At 62.1% G+C, this 18498-nt stretch carries 16 protein-coding genes; 13 read left to right on the top strand and 3 right to left on the bottom strand.

Annotated elements, in window-relative coordinates:
- Positions 1 to 1743: a hypothetical protein gene (locus AB8B31_RS17800; protein WP_018243497.1), complete on the bottom strand. Its 1743-nt coding sequence runs from the start codon at positions 1741 to 1743 to the stop codon at positions 1 to 3.
- Between the two features lie 339 nt (positions 1744 to 2082).
- Between AB8B31_RS17800 and AB8B31_RS17795 the strand changes: the two genes are divergently transcribed.
- The 10 genes from AB8B31_RS17795 (at position 2083) to AB8B31_RS17750 (ending at position 13728) form a co-directional block, all read left to right on the top strand.
- On the top strand, positions 2083 to 2412 hold the full coding sequence (locus AB8B31_RS17795; RefSeq protein ID WP_018243496.1) for an STAS domain-containing protein: 330 nt from the start codon (positions 2083 to 2085) through the stop codon (positions 2410 to 2412).
- Positions 2409 to 2777, top strand: coding sequence for a response regulator (locus AB8B31_RS17790; RefSeq protein ID WP_003552634.1), 369 nt, complete (start codon positions 2409 to 2411; stop codon positions 2775 to 2777). Before AB8B31_RS17795 ends, AB8B31_RS17790 begins: the two co-directional genes overlap by 4 nt.
- Positions 2774 to 4813 (top strand): chemotaxis protein CheA, encoded by a 2040-nt coding sequence (locus AB8B31_RS17785; protein ID WP_018243495.1) that lies wholly within the window; start codon positions 2774 to 2776, stop codon positions 4811 to 4813. Before AB8B31_RS17790 ends, AB8B31_RS17785 begins: the two co-directional genes overlap by 4 nt.
- On the top strand, positions 4810 to 5322 hold the full coding sequence (locus tag AB8B31_RS17780; RefSeq protein ID WP_018243494.1) for a chemotaxis protein CheW: 513 nt from the start codon (positions 4810 to 4812) through the stop codon (positions 5320 to 5322). The genes AB8B31_RS17785 and AB8B31_RS17780 overlap by 4 nt, the downstream gene beginning before the upstream one ends.
- A 33-nt stretch (positions 5323 to 5355) precedes the next feature.
- Positions 5356 to 7062: a methyl-accepting chemotaxis protein gene (locus AB8B31_RS17775; protein WP_018243493.1), complete on the top strand. Its 1707-nt coding sequence runs from the start codon at positions 5356 to 5358 to the stop codon at positions 7060 to 7062.
- A gap of 247 nt (positions 7063 to 7309) precedes the next feature.
- Entirely contained in the window at positions 7310 to 9232 is a 1923-nt protein-coding gene (locus AB8B31_RS17770; protein ID WP_018243492.1) for a HAMP domain-containing methyl-accepting chemotaxis protein, read from the top strand.
- Positions 9233 to 9394: 162 nt separating this feature from the next.
- On the top strand, positions 9395 to 11203 hold the full coding sequence (locus AB8B31_RS17765) for a methyl-accepting chemotaxis protein (protein ID WP_018243491.1): 1809 nt from the start codon (positions 9395 to 9397) through the stop codon (positions 11201 to 11203).
- Positions 11200 to 11682, top strand: a complete 483-nt coding sequence (locus AB8B31_RS17760) for a chemotaxis protein CheW (RefSeq protein ID WP_018072866.1) — start codon at positions 11200 to 11202, stop codon at positions 11680 to 11682. Before AB8B31_RS17765 ends, AB8B31_RS17760 begins: the two co-directional genes overlap by 4 nt.
- A gap of 30 nt (positions 11683 to 11712) precedes the next feature.
- The gene (locus AB8B31_RS17755; RefSeq protein WP_018243490.1) at positions 11713 to 12570 is read left to right on the top strand and encodes a CheR family methyltransferase; all 858 of its coding nucleotides are present in this window, start codon (positions 11713 to 11715) and stop codon (positions 12568 to 12570) included.
- A gap of 60 nt (positions 12571 to 12630) precedes the next feature.
- A complete protein-coding gene (locus AB8B31_RS17750; RefSeq protein WP_018243489.1) occupies positions 12631 to 13728 on the top strand; it encodes a protein-glutamate methylesterase/protein-glutamine glutaminase in 1098 nt (365 codons plus the stop codon).
- Between the two features lie 83 nt (positions 13729 to 13811).
- Here AB8B31_RS17750 and AB8B31_RS17745 read toward each other — a convergent pair whose 3' ends face one another.
- Both AB8B31_RS17745 and AB8B31_RS17740 read right to left on the bottom strand, forming a co-directional pair.
- Entirely contained in the window at positions 13812 to 14552 is a 741-nt protein-coding gene (locus tag AB8B31_RS17745; protein ID WP_018243488.1) for a 3-oxoacyl-ACP reductase family protein, read from the bottom strand.
- Between the two features lie 74 nt (positions 14553 to 14626).
- The gene (locus AB8B31_RS17740; RefSeq protein ID WP_018243487.1) at positions 14627 to 15205 is read right to left on the bottom strand and encodes a TetR/AcrR family transcriptional regulator; all 579 of its coding nucleotides are present in this window, start codon (positions 15203 to 15205) and stop codon (positions 14627 to 14629) included.
- A 218-nt stretch (positions 15206 to 15423) separates the two neighbouring features.
- On the opposite strand from AB8B31_RS17740, the gene AB8B31_RS17735 reads away from it, so the two are divergent.
- From AB8B31_RS17735 to AB8B31_RS17725, 3 genes are all read left to right on the top strand, one after another.
- Positions 15424 to 16224, top strand: a complete 801-nt coding sequence (locus AB8B31_RS17735) for an inositol monophosphatase family protein (protein ID WP_018243486.1) — start codon at positions 15424 to 15426, stop codon at positions 16222 to 16224.
- Between the two features lie 111 nt (positions 16225 to 16335).
- Positions 16336 to 17439 (top strand): MotA/TolQ/ExbB proton channel family protein, encoded by a 1104-nt coding sequence (locus AB8B31_RS17730; protein ID WP_018243485.1) that lies wholly within the window; start codon positions 16336 to 16338, stop codon positions 17437 to 17439.
- Positions 17440 to 17442: 3 nt separating this feature from the next.
- Complete coding sequence (locus AB8B31_RS17725; protein ID WP_018243484.1) at positions 17443 to 18474, top strand: peptidoglycan -binding protein; 1032 nt, start codon at positions 17443 to 17445, stop codon at positions 18472 to 18474.
- Positions 18475 to 18498 lie beyond the last annotated feature (24 nt).

Here is an 18498-nt window from a genome sequence, read left to right as displayed (position 1 = left end):
TTAGAAAAGCGCATCGGCGAAGAGGTCTTCATCGTTTTCGGCTTTGGCGGTCTCGGCCGGGGCGGGGGTGGTGTCCTCGCTTGCCGGGATGATGTCGCGATGAATGTTGCGCTCCTGGACCATCGTGTAGTGCTTGAAGATCTTGCGGTCGAGCGGCGCGATCGTTTCTGCGAGATCGGAGATATCGGCGACCTCAGTGCCGGCGACGCCTTCGAGCAGATCGGCGCAGCCGGCAAGGACTTCACCGAGATCATGCTGGAAATCGAGTTTGCCGATCAGCAGGCTGATCTTGGTGGCGACCTCGCGACCGTTCTCGGCGAGCACCTTCAATTCGTTTTCCATCACGTTGGCTGCAGAGCGGATGTTGCCGACGGCCGACGTCAGGCTTTCTCCCAGGCTGCCGGCTCCGGCATCCGTGGCGGGGGCGACGCGCCCGGCTGCGGCTTCGAGCGCCGGCAGGCCGTTGACGATGGCGTCGGCGGAATCATCGAGCTTGCCGGCGAAGATGCGCAGTTCGGCGGTGACGACGTTGATCGACTTGCCTTCCTCGCCGAGGCGGCTGCAGCGCAGGTTGGTATTCAAAGCCATATAGTGAATGTCGGTCTTGACGGCGCGGATGTTGCCGATCGCTTCGGAGAGCTTGGCGGCCGTGCCGATCGTCGACTGGCTCACCTGATCGGCCTGGCGGCTTGCCGTGTCGACCTGCTTGACGATTTCGTGGGCGGCCGAAACGCTGGATTCCAGCGCGCGCATGAAGTTGCCGCCGGCCTCGCCGCTCTGACCGCTCATCTGATCGCGCAGCTTGAGGATCTCTCGCATGTCGTGGTCGAAACTCGCGATCGTCTTGACGACGTTCTCAGAATCCCGCTGGAAATTTGCGCACATGTCGCTCATCTGCGCTGCGGTCAGGTGGTGAATGACGTTCTGGAGGCGCTGGCGCGCGCCGGCGTCGAGGCTGGCGCCATCCTCGCCGGCAAAGAAATCCTCAAGCAGCGAAAAGGTGGCCTGCACATGCTCGATACGCTGGCGGGTGATATCGCCGATCTGCAGGGCAGACAGCGTCGAGGCGACCTTGCTCTGGACGGCGCGCGCAATCGCGCCGACCTCGCGGGCGATGACGCCGAGATCCTTGCGATGTTCGGCGATCTTGGCGGCATCATCGCGCAGGGCTCCGGCGACGGCCGGAACGGTATCGGCATAACCCTTGGAAACGCTGGCGCCAAAGGAGGTGGCGAGCTTGACCTCCTTATCGAGACTGTCGAGATGCGTGGCGAAACGGTTGACCTCATCGGTGCCGGAATAGATGCGCTCCAGGATCTCCTGGGCGAAGCCGGCGAATTCGGCAAGGCCGGCACCGGTGATCTTCACAGTCACGGCGAAGGTTCTGAGATAACGCATCGTCTCCTGCATGTCGGAGACGTGCTTGCGCAGCTCCCTGCCGGTATGCGCCAGCGAGACGAGCGCCTGCTGGCGGTTTTCCTCGGTGACCGGCAGCGCCGTCAAGCTCTCGACCGTGGCGCGAAGATCGGCGCTGGTGTCGCTCGCATCCTTGTTGTCGAGCGTCGTGGTGACACTCTCGAGCGAGTTCAACAGACGGTTGAGGACATCCATCACCGACAACAGCACGGTGCCGCCTTCGAGGAACCGTTCCTCGACTTGGCCGCGGGCGGATTCCAGGGTCTGGCTGATGTCCCGTCCTGATGTGGAGGCTGCAGCGTTCGGTGATACCAGAGCGTGTGCCACTTTTATACCTTTTCTTAAAATCCAGGCAATTCAACTCTATTTTTACGGGCAGGATGGAAACGTCCGGTAAACGCGCCGGACTCGCCAGCGTTGTGATTAACGAAAGATGTCGATGGCGTGTCGCTGAAAGCCTAACGCTCGACTTGATGATTCAACATATTGTTTTTATTTTATTTATTTCTAAATTTTGAGAAAAAAATACAACTTATCCCGGATGAGAATTGGGAGTCGCGGAACGCGCTAGACGGCAGTTTCCTACAACCGCTGTTTACCCTGCATTAACGCTGCCGTGAGAGTCCTTTTAGGGTCGTCAAGTATTTTCTGGCCCAGGAGGCTGCATTGGATACTCAGAAACAATATTACGAATCTATAAATTTGCCGGACGTGCTCAGCATTCGTAACGTGAGCGAACTATATTCCAAGTTTAATGATGCATTTCATAGTCGCGATACAATCATCGTCAGCATTCCAGAAGGTGCGGAAGCGGATCTGAGTTTCGTTCAACTTATCGAATCCTCGCGCCACCAAGCAAAATCCAAGGGAAAGACGTTCAAGCTTTCTTCGCCGGCCAATGGATCGGTCTTGAAGGTACTTGAGCGCGCAGGTTTCATCGAATCCTTCGATCAAGAAGACGCAAATTTCTGGTTGCATAAAGAGGTGACGTTATGAGTGCAAATATCCTGACCGTCGACGATTCCGCCAGCATTCGTTTGACCACCAAGGTCACGCTGACCAATGCCGGCTATAGCGTCACCGAGGCGGTCAATGGGGCAGAGGGCCTCGCGACCGCCAAGGGCAGCAGCTTCGATCTGATCGTGACCGATCTCAACATGCCTGTCATGGACGGGCTGACGATGATCGAGGAACTGCGCAAGCTGCCGGCGCAGGCCGGCGTTCCGATCATCTTCCTGACGACGGAATCGGACGCCGATCTCAAGGCGCGCGCCAAGGCCGCCGGCGCGACGGGCTGGCTGACCAAGCCGTTCGACCCGGAAAGTCTGGTGAAGATCGTGAAGAAGGTTCTCGGACGATGAGTACACTCGATCCGGTCGCCGTATTCCGCACGGAAGCTGCCGAATGCCTCGAAGCGATCGAGGCCGGTCTTCTCGACCTGACCCACCAGCTCGACAACAAGGATCTGGTCGACGCCGTGTTCCGCGGGCTCCACACGCTCAAGGGCTCCGGCGCGATGTTCGGTTTCGAGGCGCTCGCCGCCTTCACCCATCATTGCGAAACAGCCTTCGACCGCGTCCGCAAGGGCGAGGTCGCGGCGACCAGTGAACTCGTCGCCGCCGTTCTCGCCGCCCAGGACCATATGCGTGCCCTCGTCGACCAGCCGGATGCCGATCACGGCGATACCGGGAATAAGCTTCTGGCGCAGCTGCAGGCTGCCGTCGGTGGCAAGCAAGCGGCGGCTGCAGCAGCGCCCGCCGCTGTTCCCCCGCCCGCGGCCGTGCTCGACGCACCGGCGAAGATGAAGAACAGCTGGCGCATCCGCTTCAGCCTGCCCGCCAATTCGATGGCCAACGGCACCAACCCGCTCGGCCTGCTGGACGAGCTGCGCGATCTCGGCGAATGCAGCGTGCGCGCCAACACCTCGGCCATTCCGGCCCTCGACGATCTGGTTCCGACGGAGCTCCATATTTCCTGGGACGTGACGCTGACCAGCGAGCAGGATCGTTCAGCGATCGACGACGTTTTCATCTTTGTGCTCGATGACATGGAACTCAGCGTCGAGGAGATCAGTGATACGGCAGCGGCAACCGCCGCTCCGGTCGAGGAAAGGGCTGCCCCTGTCCCCGTCGCCGCAACATCGACCGCCGTCCCGGAATTCCGTCCAGTCGAGGCGGTTCCCGCCAAGCGCGAGGCGCCCGCCGTCGTCAGCCAGGCAAAGGCGGCCGAGAATGTCCGCGTTCCGGCCGAACGTCTCGATGAGCTGATGGACCGCGTCGGCGAGCTCGTCATCGCGCAGTCGCGCCTCAGCCAGCTCGCCAGCGCCAGCACCGATATCGCGCTGCGTTCCGTTTCGGAAGAAATCGAACGCCTGTCCGGCGAATTGCGCGACACGATGATGGTGCTGCGCATGGTGCCGGTCGCCACCCTCTTCTCCCGCTTCCGCCGCCTCGTCCACGATCTCGCCCGCGAGACCGGCAAGGTGATCGAGCTGGTGACGGAGGGCGAGAGCACCGAAGTCGACAAGACGGTCATCGAGCGTCTGGCCGATCCGCTGGTGCATCTGGTGCGCAACTCGATTGATCATGGCCTCGAAACGCCCGCCGAACGGCTTGCCTCCGGCAAGACCGAAGCCGGGACGGTGACGCTTTCGGCCCGCCAGGCCGGCGGCGAGGTGATCATCTCGATCAAGGACGACGGCCGCGGCATCAATCGTGAACGGGTTCGCGCCAAGGCCGAATCCTCCGGCCTTATCCAGCCCGGCCAGCCGCTTTCCGACTCAGAGCTGCTGCAGCTGATCTTCGCCCCCGGCTTCTCGACGGCAGCAGCTATCACCAATCTGTCCGGCCGCGGCGTCGGCATGGACGTGGTCAAGAAGACGGTCGAAGCCCTCCGCGGCGCAATCGACATCGTCAGCATGCCGGGACAGGGTTCGGAAGTGTCGCTGCGCATCCCGCTGACGCTCGCCATCATCGACGGCCTGCTGGTGCGCGTCGGTTCCGGCCGCTACGTCATCCCACTTTCGGCGGTCGAGGAATGCCTCGAACTGTCGCTCGAGGAAGATCTCCGCTCGCGCGGCCGCAGCTTCATCTCGCTGCGCGACAGCCTGGTGCCGTTCCTGCGCCTGCGCGACCTCTTCCGCACCGGCACCAAGCCCGATGTGCATCAGAAGGTCGTCGTCATCTCGACCGGCACGGAGCGCGTCGGCCTCGTCGTTGACCAGATCATCGGCGACCACCAGACGGTCATCAAGTCGATGTCGAAGCTGCACAATAACGTCGCGACCTTCTCGGGCGCCACCATTCTCGGCGACGGCAGCGTCGCTCTCATTCTCGACGTCGGGCACCTGGTTGCCGCGGGTCAACAACAGGAGGCGCAATTGCGTGTAGCAGGATGAGCGCAACAGCAGCAACGGCCGAACGATTCGACAATCACTGGAGCTATGCCGAGGAAGTCGAGGTCCTGACCTTTGATCTCAATGGCGAAACCTTCGCACTTGAAGCGGTCATCGTCCAGGAGATCCTGGACCTGCTTCCTGAGACCGCGGTGCCGGGCAGCCAGCCCTTCGTCGCCAGCGTCATCAACTTTCGCGGCAAGGTCATTCCGCTCGCCGATCTGCGTCTCGCCTTCGGGATGGAAGCAGCAGAGGCGACGATCGACAGCCGCATCATCGTCATCGAGATCGATCTGCAGGGCGAGCAGACGCTCGTCGGCCTCAGAACCGACAAGGTGAACGAGGTGACGACGCTTGCAAAGTCCGCGAGCGAGGCACCGCCGAGCATCGGCATGCGCTGGCGCGCCGACTACATCAACTGCCTGGTGAAGAGGGGCGGAGAATTCATCATTCTCCCTAATCTGCAGGCGATTTTTTCATCGAGGCACGACGCGGCGGGAGCCGCTAATTGACGCTGGATGAATTCAACGAGGGGTTTGGGGACCATGCGACTGACAATCAAGACGAAACTGGTGACCGCGTTCACCTTCATCATTGTAATGCTCGTGGGCACTGCCGCCTACGGTGTCTTCAGCCTTGGATCGCTGAACGACACGATCGATAAGCTTCTCGCCGGCCCGGCAGCCCGCCTGGATTTCGCGCAGCAGATCAACATCGCTCAGCTCGAGGCGATCCGCCAGCAGAAGAACCTGCTCACCGCCCGCAGCGCAGACGAGACGGCCGGGGCAATCGCCAAGGGCAATCAGGCTCGCAAGGAATTCGCCGACGCCTTCAGCCAGGTGTTGGCGCTGGCAACGGAAGAAGGCAAGGCGCGTTGGGCCCGCATCGCCGAACTTTCCAAGACCTTCAATGGAGCCGACGATCAGATCCGCGAATATGTGAAGGCCGGCAATGCCGAAGGCGCAAATGCCATCTCCGTCACGACGGCGCGCGCCGCTGCCAACGACATCGACTCGACGCTCAGCGAGATCCTGGCACTTGAAAAGCAGCGCATGAAGGCTGCTGACGACGGCGCCGAAGCGCAATACACGACGACGCGCACAATGATGGTTGCGGTCGCCGCGGTCGCCCTGCTGATTGCTGCCTTTACCGCCTTCTGGATCGCCAGCACGATCAGCAAGGGCCTCAGCCGTGCCAACACCGTGGTTCGCGAAGTGTCGGAAGGCGATCTGACAAAGATGGCCGATATCACCAGCCATGACGAAATCGGCGAACTTCTAGGCAACGTCAACACGATGATCGAACGCCTGCGCGGCGTCGTCGCCGACGCACTGTCGGCCGCCGAAAACGTCTCTTCCGGCAGCCAGCAGCTTTCGGCAAGCTCGGAACAGGTCTCGCAGGGTGCTACCGAACAGGCGGCGTCGGCCGAAGAGGCTTCCGCCTCGATGGAAGAGATGGCCGCCAACATCAAGCAGAACGCCGACAATGCGGCGCAGACCGAAAAAATCGCCCGCCAGTCGGCCAAGGATGCGGAAGCCAGCGGTGAAGCGGTGACGCGCGCCGTCGACGCTATGCGCACGATCGCCCAGAAGATCGGCATCGTCCAGGAAATCGCCCGCCAGACCGATCTACTCGCCCTCAACGCCGCCGTCGAAGCGGCACGCGCCGGCGAGCACGGCAAGGGTTTTGCGGTCGTCGCTTCGGAGGTGCGCAAACTTGCCGAACGCAGCCAATCGGCTGCTGCCGAAATCAGCTCGATGTCGAGCGACACGGTCAAGGCTGCCGCCGATGCCGGCGACATGCTCGGCCGGCTGGTGCCCGACATCCGCAAGACTGCCGAACTGGTCTCCGAGATCAGCGCCGCCTGCCGCGAACAGGATATCGGCGCCTCGCAGATCAATGAAGCGATCCAGCAGCTCGACAAGGTGACGCAGCAGAACGCCGGCGCCTCCGAGCAGATGTCGGCGACCTCCGAGGAACTCGCCTCCCAGGCCGAAGAGCTGCAGACGTCGATCGCCTTCTTCAAGGTCGATACGGCAGGCAGCGCGCGGTCCGGCGCCAACAAAGCGCAGCCAAAAGCTTCCGCCAAGGTGAAGGCCCCGGCCGCTGTCCGCAAGGCTGCCCCGCAGGCCCATAGCCAAGGCCGCGCCCAGACGATTTCGGCTCAGCAGCAGCGTCTCAAAGGCTTTGCTCTCGATATGTCGATGGGTGGTCCGGATGCCAGCGATGACGATTTCAGGGAGAGCGCATAAGCGCTCCCCGGGGGAAGCGCTTATGCGCCTTCGCCTCAAACTGATCCCTCGGGCTGCTCCGGCGGCCCGAGACGGGAATGTCCCCCAACGCATGTAGGCGTTGGCGCTGCGATCGATAGATGTCCGGCTGCCGGGAAGTGAATGTAGTCGCTTTCCCCCTTTTCAGACACATCACTTTCAAGTTCGACGTCCCGCCGATGGGACGCGTTTCTATCCATTCGTTTTGACCGCATAGAGGGGGTACCACATGCGTTTCACCATCAAGCTCAAGCTGGGGCTTGCCTTCGGCATCATGACATTGCTGTTGATTGGCATCGCCATCTACGGAAGCATGAGCCTCGGCACCTTGAATGACGCCAGCGGCAAGATGATCGACGGGCCGATGCGCCGCCTGGAACTGGCACTGACCGCCAATGTCGCCGAAGTCAACGCCATACGCGCTCAGAAGAACGCACTGCTTTCCACGGATCCCGACAGCGCTGCCGGTTTCTACAAGGAGGCCGACCAGAACTTGCAGGCCATGTTTGAGGCCGTCGATGCCGGCCACGCCATCGCTTCGCCGGAAGGAAAACCCTATTGGGAAAAGCTGCAGACGATCGGCGCGAAATTCCGCGACAGATCCGCCGAGCTGCAGCAGCTTGACGCCAGGGGCGATCAAGCCGGCGCGCTGGCGCTGTCGCTCGGCGACCTGCGCACGATGACCAACGACATGGGTGACGCGATTGCCGCACTCATCGAGATCCAGCGCAAGGGCATGAAGACGACCGATCAGGCGAACACCGATCTTTATAACTCGACCAAGCTGATCCTCAGCACTGCTTCCGGCATCGCCGTGCTTGTGGCGCTCGGTGCAGCATTGTGGATCATGCTCGGAATCAACAACGGCCTGAGGAAAATCACGACCGTCGCAAATGCCGTCGCAATCGGTGACCTTAACCAGACGGTCGATGTCAAGACCAATGACGAGATCAAGGACCTCATCAACACGGTCAACAGCATGACTGCCAATCTGCGCACCACGGCAGCTCTTGCCGATCAGATTGCCATGGGCGACCTCAGCACAGATGCCAAGCCGCTCTCGGATAAGGATACGCTCGGCATCGCGATGCAGAGCATGATCTCCAACCTGCGGACCACCGCCGGCATCGCCGATCAGATCGCAAACGGCGACCTGACGGTGTCTCCAAAGCCGCTCTCCGACAAGGATGCGCTGGGCCTCGCGCTCGAACAGATGGTCGAGCGCCTGCGCGGCGTCGTGGCCGATGCGATCTCTGCCGCCGAGAACGTCTCCTCCGGCAGCCAGGAACTTTCGGCAAGCTCGGAGCAGGTGTCGCAGGGCGCCACCGAACAGGCGGCTTCGGCCGAAGAGGCTTCCGCCTCGATGGAAGAGATGGCCGCCAACATCAAGCAGAACGCCGACAACGCTGCCCAGACCGAAAAGATCGCCCGCCAGTCGGCCAAGGATGCGGAAGCCAGCGGCGAGGCGGTTTCCCGCGCTGTCGACGCCATGCGCACGATCGCCCAGAAGATCGGCATCGTCCAGGAAATCGCCCGCCAGACCGATCTGTTGGCGCTCAACGCCGCCGTCGAAGCTGCTCGTGCGGGTGAACACGGCAAGGGGTTTGCGGTCGTCGCATCTGAAGTGCGCAAACTTGCCGAACGCAGCCAGTCGGCTGCTGCCGAAATCAGCTCTATGTCGGGCGATACGGTCAAGGCCGCCCAGGATGCAGGCGACATGCTCGGCCGGCTGGTGCCCGACATTCGCAAAACGGCGGAACTGGTCTCCGAGATCAGTGCCGCCTGCCGCGAACAGGATATCGGTGCTGCCCAGATCAACGAGGCGATCCAGCAGCTCGACAAGGTGACGCAGCAGAATGCCGGCGCCTCCGAGCAGATGTCGGCGACCTCCGAGGAACTCGCCTCCCAGGCCGAAGAGCTGCAGACGTCGATCGCCTTCTTCAAGGTCGATATGGCGGGTGGGCGCCGCGAGCGCGCGCCGGCTGTAAAACTCACCGCCCGCAGCCGGGCCTCGGCCGCACCGCGCAAACCGGTCAGTAAGGCGCCGGCCAATACGATCGCTGGTCAGCAGGCCCGCGTGAAGGGGTTTGCCCTCGACATGTCGATGGGCGGTCCCGATACGGCCGATGACGAGTTTAGGGAGAGCGCATAGCGCTCCCCTGGGGAAAGCGCATGACCGCTCCCCGTTCGCAATTGTCGTGGGCCAATCAGGATGGCCCGCGACGCACGCTTCGCCTACCGGAATGTCTTTGCTGCATGATGCCGCGCCCCCTGGTCCACATTTATTGCTTCGCTCTCGGAGAGGTATATTGAGATGCGTATTACGATTAAACTTAAGCTCGCAGCCGCATTTGGCTTTGTCATATTGTTGCTGGTGGGCAGCGCGGTCTATGGAATCATCAGCCTCAGTTCCCTGAACGATGCTGTCGGCAACCTTATTTCGGGTCCGGCAAAGAGGCTGGAACTGGCTCTAGAGGCAAAGACTGCGGAGCTTAATGCTGTTCGCTGGCAGAAGAATGCCCTTCTGGAAATGGATCCGGAAGTAGCCAGGAAGGACTACCAGAATTCGGCGAAGAGCCTGGATGAAATGGTAGTTTTCGCCACGGGCGGCCAACAGCTCGCAACTGCCGAGGGCAAGCCCACCTGGGACAGGCTGGTCGAGTTGGCCAAACGCTTCAGTGAGGGCTCCAACAAAGTCGCCTCTATCCAGGAAAGTGGCGACAGGGCAGCGGCAGCGGCGCTTTCGTCCGGAGAGGTTCGCGCTCTCGTCATGGAACTCGAAGATGTTTTCGAGACGCTCGTCACGCTTCAGCAGAAGTCGATGACGCAAGCCGATAACGATACAGACATTCTTTATAGTTCGACGAAAAACATGCTGATCAGCATCGCTATCGGGGCTTCCGTCATCGCGTTCGCTGCTGCGCTGTGGATCGCGCTCGGTGTCAACAGCGGCCTGCGCAAGATCATGAACGTTGCCAGCGCCGTCGCCATCGGTGACCTGAACCAGAAGATCGAGATCAAGAGCAACGACGAGATCAAGGATCTGGTCAACACGATCAACGTCATGACGGACAATCTTCGCAGCACTGCTGAGATCGCCAACCAGATCGCGAACGGCGACCTGACGGTGTCTCCGAAGCCGCTTTCGGAGAAGGACACGCTCGGCATTGCCCTCGAACAGATGGTTGAGCGCCTGCGTGGCGTCGTCTCCGATGCGGCTGCTGCCGCAGAAAATGTCTCGGCGGGCAGCCAGGAACTGTCCTCGAGCTCCGAGCAGGTGTCGCAGGGCGCCACAGAACAGGCGGCTTCGGCCGAAGAGGCTTCCGCCTCGATGGAAGAGATGGCCGCCAACATCAAGCAGAATGCCGATAACGCCGCCCAGACCGAGAAGATTGCCCGTCAGTCGGCCAAGGACGCGGAAGCCAGTGGTGACGCGGTGACGCGCGCCGTACAGGCGATGCGGACCATTGCCGAGAAGATCGGCATCGTCCAGGAAATCGCCCGCCAGACCGATCTGTTGGCGCTCAATGCTGCCGTCGAAGCGGCGCGCGCCGGAGAGCACGGCAAGGGGTTTGCGGTCGTCGCCTCGGAAGTGCGCAAGCTTGCCGAACGCAGCCAGTCGGCTGCTGCCGAAATCAGCTCTATGTCGGGCGATACGGTGAAGGCCGCTCAGGAAGCCGGCGACATGCTCGGCCGGCTGGTGCCCGACATCCGCAAGACGGCGGAACTGGTCTCCGAGATCAGCGCCGCATGCCGCGAACAGGATGTCGGCGCCTCGCAGATCAACGAGGCGATCCAGCAGCTCGACAAGGTGACGCAGCAGAATGCCGGTGCTTCCGAGCAGATGTCGGCGACCTCGGAAGAGCTCGCGACCCAAGCGGAAGAGCTGCAGGCTTCGATTGCCTTCTTCAAGGTCGATACAGCAAGCAATCGCCAGTCCCGCACGCCGGCCGCCAAGGTCACGGTCCGCAGTCCGGCACAGGCCGCCGGTCGCAAGCCCAGCACCAGGAAGCCGGCTGCCAACAGCGTTGCCGGCCAGCAGGCGCGGGTAAAAGGCTTCGCTCTCGATCTCTCCATGGGCGGTCCCGACGATGGGGACGCCGAATTCAAGGAAAGCGCATGATCATGGCCACGACATCCCTGGAAGCGCAATTCGTGACCTTCAGCCTCGGCGAGGAGATTTTCGCCGTGCCGGTTGAGGTCGTACGGGAAATCCTTGACTATGCGGAAGCTTTCAAGATTCCGAATGGTCCAGACTATCTGCTCGGCCTGCGCGACGTGCGCGGGCAGGGCGTGCCGACGATCGATCTTCGATTGAAGCTCGGCATGACGAAGACCGTGCCGACGCCGCATACGCGCGTGCTCGTCCTCGACGTGCCGATGGAAAGCCGGCTCCTGACCCTCGGCCTCGTCGCCGACCGCGTCTTCGAGGTCACGCCGTTCCGGCGCGAGCAGATCGAGGCGGCGCCTGACATCGGCGTGCGCTGGCGCTCGGACTATATCGCCGGCGTCGTTCGCCGTGAAAACGGCTTCGTCGTCATCATCGATCTTGCACGGTTGCTGTCGCGCGAGGACGCCTCGGCACTGCAATCGGCGGCCTGACCCGCGCATCAACTCGGAGTACTGCGTTCTATGAGTATGGCAGCAGCGGTGGAAACCCAATTGCCGGGCGACCGGATCAGCAAGCGCAATTTCGACAAGCTTGCCCGGTTCATCTACGATTACAGCGGCATCAAGATGCCGCCGACCAAGCTGACGATGCTCGAAGGGCGGCTGAGGCGCCGCCTTCGCGCAACCAACCATGCCACCTTCGACGATTATTGCGACTTCCTGTTCAATCACGACGGGCTCGACCAGGAAACCGTCTACCTGATCGACGTGGTGACGACGAATAAGACCGACTTCTTCCGCGAAGCCAAGCATTTCGACTATCTGCAGACGGTAGCGCTGCCAACGATCGCCAATAGCGGCGTTCGGACCATCCGCACCTGGAGCTCTGCCTGCTCGACGGGAGCCGAGCCCTACACGATGGCGATGGTGCTGGCGGAATTCACCGAAGGCCGCAACGACGTCTCCTACAGCGTTCTGGCCACCGACCTTTCCACCGACGTGCTGCAGACGGCGCGCCGCGGCATCTACCCGGAAGACCTCGTCGCGCCCGTGCCGCGCGATCTACAGCGCAAATACGTGCTGACGGCCAAGCAATCGGATCGGCGGGAGGTGCGCATCACGCCGAAACTGCGCAGCAAGATTGGTTTTGCCCGCATGAACCTGATGGACGAGAAATACCAGATCGGCGAGGCGATGAACGTCATCTTCTGCCGCAACGTGCTAATCTACTTCGACAAGCAGACTCAGGCCGGCGTGCTCAACCGCCTCTGTGATTGCCTGGCGAAGGGCGGCTACATGTTCATCGGCCATTCTGAATCGATCACCGGCTTCGATCTGCCGTTGAAGCAGGTCTCGAATACGGTATTTCAGCGTATCTAAGCGCATGGCGTCATCCCAAAACCGCTGCGCACTTCTGGACGGCATGCATTAGGGGCATTCATGGCTAAGAAAATCCGCGTTCTCATCATCGACGATTCCGCCAGCGTCCGCCAGACGCTGACCCACGTGCTGGAGCAGGATCCCGATATCGAGATCATGGCGGTCGCATCCGACCCCTTCATGGCGGCGCGGAAGCTGCAGGAGGAGATCCCCGATGTCATCACGCTCGATGTGGAGATGCCGCGCATGGATGGCATTACCTTCCTGCGCAAGCTGATGGCGCAGCGGCCGATCCCTGTCGTGATGTGTTCGTCGCTGACGGAGGCGGGTTCGGAGACGCTGATCCAGGCGCTGGAGGCCGGTGCGGTCGACGTCATTCTGAAATCGAAGATCGGGGCCGCCGACAGCCTTGCCGATGATGCGATGCGTATTCGCGAAGTCGTCAAGAGCGCCTCGCATGCACGACTTTCCAATGTCCGCCGCGCCGCCGGAACCATCCGTTCCGCTTCAGCGGAGGGGCCGGCCAAGAAACTGACGGCGGATGTGATGCTGCCGCCACCGACGGGGCGGGCCATGGCGAAGACGACGGAGATGGTCGTCTGCGTCGGAGCTTCCACCGGCGGCACCGAAGCACTGCGCGAGTTCCTGGAAGAACTGCCGGCCAATGCGCCTGGTACGGTGATCGTCCAGCACATGCCGGAGAAATTCACCGCCGCCTTCGCCAAGCGGCTGAACGGGCTCTGCGAGGTCGAGGTCAAGGAAGCCGTCGATGGCGATCCGGTGCTGCGCGGCCATGTGCTGATCGCGCCTGGTGACAAGCACATGCTGCTCGAGCGCCAGGGTGCGCGCTATTATGTGAGCGTGAAGACCGGGCCGCTGGTGTCGCGACACCGGCCTTCCGTCGACGTGCTCTTCCGCTCGGCGGCGCGCTCGGCCGGCTCCAACGCCATGGGCATCATCATGACCGGCATGGGCGACGACGGTGCGCGCGGCATGCTGGAAATGCACCAGGCCGGCGCCTACACGGTGGCGCAAGACGAGGCGAGTTCCGTCGTTTTCGGCATGCCGAAGGAGGCGATCGCCAAAGGCGGCGTCGACCGGGTCCTGCCGCTCGATCAGATCGCTCGCGAAGTGCTGATGACACAACAGAAGTTTTAGGACCTGTTTGAACTGGACGGGATCGAAGCCGGCGGTGTCGCAGGATGCCGCCGACTTTTATTGTAGCCCTCTAGGTTCTGCATTCAGGCGAGATAACCGCCGTCGATCGTCAGGCTGGCGCCGGTGACGAACGCGGCCTCGGCACTGGCGAGATAGGCGGCGAGGCCGGCGATCTCGCGGTCCTCACCCAGGCGGCCAAGCGCCATCAGCGGCTTGAGGCGCTCATGATCGTCCTCATTGGGGTTCATGTCGGTCGCCGTCGGGCCGGGCTGGATGTTGTTGACGGTGATGCCGCGTGGGCCGAGATCGCGGGCGAGGCCGCTGGTCATCGAGGCGATCGCGCCTTTCGTCATGCTATAGACCGAGGAGGTCGGAAAGCCGCTGCGATCGGCGGTGACGCTGCCGATGGTGATGACGCGGCCGCCTTCCTTCATGTGTCTTGCCGCTGCCTGGATGCCGACGAAGGCAGCGCGGACGTTTACGGCGAACATCCGGTCGAAATCTTCGAGCGAATAGTCGTCGAGCGGGTTGAGGATGAGAATGCCGGCATTGCTGACGAGAATGTCGAGACCGCCAAAATGCCCGGCTGTCAGCGCGACGGCATCCTGTACGGCTTTCGCATCGGCACTGTCGGCCCGGATCGCCAGCGCCCTGCCGCCAGCAGCCTCCAGCTCGGCAACGATTGCCTTCGCTTTGTGCTCGGAGTTGGAATAAGTGAAGGCGACGGCGGCGCCGTCAGCGGCGAGCCTTCGGACGATGGCGGCACCGATGCCGCGCGAGCCGCCGGTGACGAGAGCGATCTTGGTGGAAAGGGGTTGAGACATGCAGGTTTCCTTTGTTTTTGGATTGATCAGTCTATAATTGGTCATGGAAAGGCCGGTTCGGAGGTGCCCCGTCGTCAGCGGAGGCTTCTGATTGCCATGTGTGCGATACCGCGGAGCGTCTCGGGTGGGACGCCGTTTCGGGCGCTGACTTTCATGCCCGACAGGGCAGCGCCGAGAAACGGAATGGCGTCGGCGATATCGATATCTGTTGCGAGATCTCCGGTCCTGCGAGCCTCAGCGAGAAGGCTTTCGATCGCCGCGTGAAGCGCGTGGCCGGCGCTGTCGGTAAGAGCTGCGATCTCGGCATCGGTACGGCCGAATTCACAGATGGCGCTGACACCGAGGCAGCCGCGCCGCGCCTCGGCAGCGGGACGCGAGGCGAAGGCGACGAGAGCGCCTTCCAGAGCCTCGATCGGCCGGTTTTCGCGGCGAAGATCGGCGATGATCTTGTCGATGCTCTCCACATTGTAACGCTTTAGCGCTTCCAGATAGAGACCGCGCTTGTCGCCGAAGGTGTCGTACATGCTTTGCCGGCTGATCTTCATCGCCGTCAGCAATTGCTCGGTCGAGGTGCCTTCATAGCCATGCTCGGAAAATACGCCGATGGCGGCATGAAGGGCGGTGTCGCGATCGAATTCCTTGTGTCGTGCCATGAACAGGCTTCTACTCTTATTGGACTGATCTGTCCAGAATAAAATGAATGGTTTCCGCCGCCGCAGGGCAGCCATGCGTGCCTCCCCTTGAAATTTCCCTGATTTTGTGGTCTTGAGGCCGCCAATCTTCGCAGCGCTGCCTGTCATGCATGTTCAGGGACACTTCCCGCCCCTGGCAGCGCGCGCGCCCCGTATCAGTCCCAAGGAAAAATGCGCCGATGGCCCGTTCAGCTCTTCTCAATGTCATGGTTCAGGCTGCCCTCAAGGCAGGAAAGTCGCTGGGACGTGATTTCGGCGAAGTGCAGAACCTGCAGGTGTCCGTGAAAGGACCGGGTGACTTCGTTTCCACCGCCGACCGCAAGGCCGAAAAGATCGTCAGGGAAGAGCTGCTCAAGGCGCGTCCGACCTATGGCTTCCTCGGCGAGGAAAGCGAGGAAATCAAGGGCACCGACGGCGCGCATCGCTGGATCGTCGACCCGCTCGACGGCACGACGAACTTCTTGCACGGCATCCCGGCCTTTGCTGTCTCGATCGCGCTCGAACGCAACGGCGAGATCGTTGCCGCCGTCGTTTTCAATCCGGCAACCGACGAGCTTTATACCGCCGAACGCGGGGGCGGCGCCTTCCTCAACGACCGACGCCTGCGCGTCGCCGCGCGTCGCGCGCTGTCGGATTGCGTCATCGGCTGCGGTGTGCCGGCGCTCGGCAAGCGCAATCACGGCAAGTTCCTGGTCGAACTTCGCCACGTGATGGGCGAAGTGGCGGGCATCCGCCGTCTGGGTTCGCCGACGCTCGATCTTGCCTATGTCGCTGCCGGGCGGTTCGACGGTTTCTGGGAAGCGGAGCTTGCGCCGTGGGACATGGCTGCCGGCATTCTGCTCATCCGCGAAGCCGGCGGTTTCGCCACCGACTGGGACGGTGGCGCGACGATGCTGGAGAGCGGCGCGATCGTCGCCGGCAACGAGATCATCCACAAGGCGCTGATCGAAGTCGTCAAGCGGCCGGTTCCGGCCAAGTGACCGAACGAAAATCTGGCTGTTGTAAAGTCACGGTTTTCGCCCCGGCATACTTCAATTCGGCACAATGTTGCTCTAGTCTCCGCCAGCAATGACTCCGGAGGCAGCGACCCTATGGAAAATGTGAATGTGGCGGAGATCGGCTCCACCGAAAAGACGGCTGGCACTTATGCCAACAGGCTTTCGAGTCCCATGCCCTTCCTCTGGACGATGCTGCTTTTCCTCGTCATCGTCGGCTTTATCGCCGCCATCCTCTTCCGGCAGACGCAGACCGCCTTCATGCACAATCCGGGCCTCAACGGCCTGATCGTCGGCGTTCTCGCGGTCGGAATCATCCTTGTTTTCAACCATGTACTGGCGCTTCGCCCTGAGGTGCGCTGGTTTAATTCGTTCCGCGCCGCCGGCAGCGCCGACAAGGTGAACCGCAATCCGCGGCTGCTTGCGCCAATGCGGGCGCTGCTCGGCAGCCGCAAGTCCTCAGTGGCGCTGTCGACGACGGCGCTGCGCTCGATCCTCGATTCGATCGCTACCCGCCTCGACGAATCGCGCGATGTTTCACGCTACCTGATCGGCCTCTTGGTCTTCCTCGGCCTGCTCGGCACCTTCTGGGGCCTCATCGGCACGATCAGTTCGATCAGCATTGTCATTCAGTCCCTCGATGCCGGCTCGAACGGCACCGGAGACGTGCTCTCGGCGCTGAAGGAAGGGCTTTCCACGCCGCTTTCCGGCATGGGCCAGGCCTTCTCCTCCTCGCTGCTCGGCCTTTCCGGTTCGCTCATTCTTGGCTTCCTCGACCTGCAGGCCGGCCGCGCGCAAAACCGCTTCTACATGGAGCTGGAAAACTGGCTTTCCTCGGTCACGGATGTCGGCTCCGATCTTGCCCCGGCTCTCGAGGCCGTATCCGGCGGCTCCTCGGACGACATGCGCGCGCTCTCCGATTATCTGCGCAAGGTCTCCGAAGAGGGCGGCGCCGGCAGCCAGCGCTCCGTCGCCGCCATGGCGAGCCTTGCCGAAGGTATTCAGGGCCTCGTCAAGAACATGCGCAACGAGCAGCAGATGCTGCGCGACTGGATCGAGGCACAGCAGGACGAGGCGAAGGCCATGCGCCGCACGCTCGACCGGCTTGCCGAGCGCATCGGCGTGCAGGAGCGCGCAGGCGAGAGGGGCGAGCGCATGCGCGACCGCGCCAGCCAGACAGAAAAGAGCGAGGGCAAGTAAGCTATGGCTCTTGCCCGCAACCGGCGCCGCGAACGCGCGGTGGATTATTGGCCGGGCTTCGTCGATGCGCTGTCGACGCTGCTCATCTCAATCATGTTCCTGCTGACGGTCTTCGTCGTCGGGCAGTTCATCCTCAGCCGCGAGATCACCGGACGCGATGAGGTGCTTAATCGCCTGAACAGCCAGATCAACGAGCTGACGCAGCTTCTCGCGCTCGAAAAGGGTAGCAACCAGGATCTCCAGGATTCTGTCGCCAACCTGCAGGCCTCGCTTGCCAGCGCCGAAGGCGACCGTTCGCGGCTGCAGGCGCTGCTGAATGCCGGTTCGGGCGGTCAGGATGCGGCGCAGAAGCGGATCGGCTCGATGACGCAGGAGCTTGACGAGCAGAAGCAGGTGAGCGAACGGGCGCTCAGCCAGGTCGAACTGCTGAACCAGCAGATATCAGCGCTTCGCAGCCAGATCGCCGCCGTCGAAGCTGCTCTTCAGGCGTCGGAGGAGAAAGACCGGGTCTCGCAGACCAAGATCGCCGACCTCGGCAGTCGCCTCAACGTGGCGCTCGCCGCGCGCGTGCAGGAGCTGAACCGCTACCGTTCCGACTTCTTCGGCCGTCTGCGCGAGATCCTCTCGGACCGCGAGAATATCCGCATCGTCGGCGACCGGTTCGTCTTCCAGTCGGAAGTGCTGTTTCCATCGGGCGGCGCCGATCTCAACCCGGAGGGGCAGACCGAAATGGCGAAGCTTGCCGCGGCCCTCCTCGATCTCGCCAAGGAAATTCCGCCGGAGATCAATTGGGTGCTGCGCGTCGATGGCCATACCGACAATGTGCCGCTTGCCGGAACGGGTCGCTATCGCGACAATTGGGAGCTCTCCTCGGCGCGCGCGATTTCGGTCGTCAAGTTTCTGATCGCACAGGGTGTACCAGCCGATCGGCTGGTCGCCGCCGGCTTCGGCGAGTTCCAGCCGATCGCGCCAGGCGATACGCCGGATGCGCACTCTACCAATCGCCGCATCGAGCTGAAGCTGACCGAGAAATGATTACAGCGCCGCGCGTCTTTTCAG

It is taken from the genome of Rhizobium sp. 62_C5_N11_2, assembly GCF_051811185.1.
Lineage (GTDB): Bacteria > Pseudomonadota > Alphaproteobacteria > Rhizobiales > Rhizobiaceae > Rhizobium > Rhizobium leguminosarum.
Note: the sequence above shows the minus strand (reverse complement) of the source record. Positions and strands in the feature narration are given on the sequence as shown.

Bases quoted from the DNA above. Each gene is read 5' to 3' on its own strand.
- AB8B31_RS17755 (WP_018243490.1), top strand. From the start codon at position 11,713: ATGAGTATGGCAGCAGCGGTGGAAACCCAATTGCCGGGCGACCGGATC.
- AB8B31_RS17775 (WP_018243493.1), top strand. From the start codon at position 5,356: ATGCGACTGACAATCAAGACGAAACTGGTGACCGCGTTCACCTTCATC.
- AB8B31_RS17780 (WP_018243494.1), top strand. From the start codon at position 4,810: ATGAGCGCAACAGCAGCAACGGCCGAACGATTCGACAATCACTGGAGC.
- AB8B31_RS17730 (WP_018243485.1), top strand. From the start codon at position 16,336: ATGGAAAATGTGAATGTGGCGGAGATCGGCTCCACCGAAAAGACGGCT.
- AB8B31_RS17790 (WP_003552634.1), top strand. From the start codon at position 2,409: ATGAGTGCAAATATCCTGACCGTCGACGATTCCGCCAGCATTCGTTTG.
- AB8B31_RS17725 (WP_018243484.1), top strand. From the start codon at position 17,443: ATGGCTCTTGCCCGCAACCGGCGCCGCGAACGCGCGGTGGATTATTGG.
- AB8B31_RS17760 (WP_018072866.1), top strand. From the start codon at position 11,200: ATGATCATGGCCACGACATCCCTGGAAGCGCAATTCGTGACCTTCAGC.
- AB8B31_RS17750 (WP_018243489.1), top strand. From the start codon at position 12,631: ATGGCTAAGAAAATCCGCGTTCTCATCATCGACGATTCCGCCAGCGTC.
- AB8B31_RS17740 (WP_018243487.1), bottom strand. From the start codon at position 15,205: ATGGCACGACACAAGGAATTCGATCGCGACACCGCCCTTCATGCCGCC.
- AB8B31_RS17785 (WP_018243495.1), top strand. From the start codon at position 2,774: ATGAGTACACTCGATCCGGTCGCCGTATTCCGCACGGAAGCTGCCGAA.
- AB8B31_RS17735 (WP_018243486.1), top strand. From the start codon at position 15,424: ATGGCCCGTTCAGCTCTTCTCAATGTCATGGTTCAGGCTGCCCTCAAG.
- AB8B31_RS17745 (WP_018243488.1), bottom strand. From the start codon at position 14,552: ATGTCTCAACCCCTTTCCACCAAGATCGCTCTCGTCACCGGCGGCTCG.
- AB8B31_RS17765 (WP_018243491.1), top strand. From the start codon at position 9,395: ATGCGTATTACGATTAAACTTAAGCTCGCAGCCGCATTTGGCTTTGTC.
- AB8B31_RS17770 (WP_018243492.1), top strand. From the start codon at position 7,310: ATGCGTTTCACCATCAAGCTCAAGCTGGGGCTTGCCTTCGGCATCATG.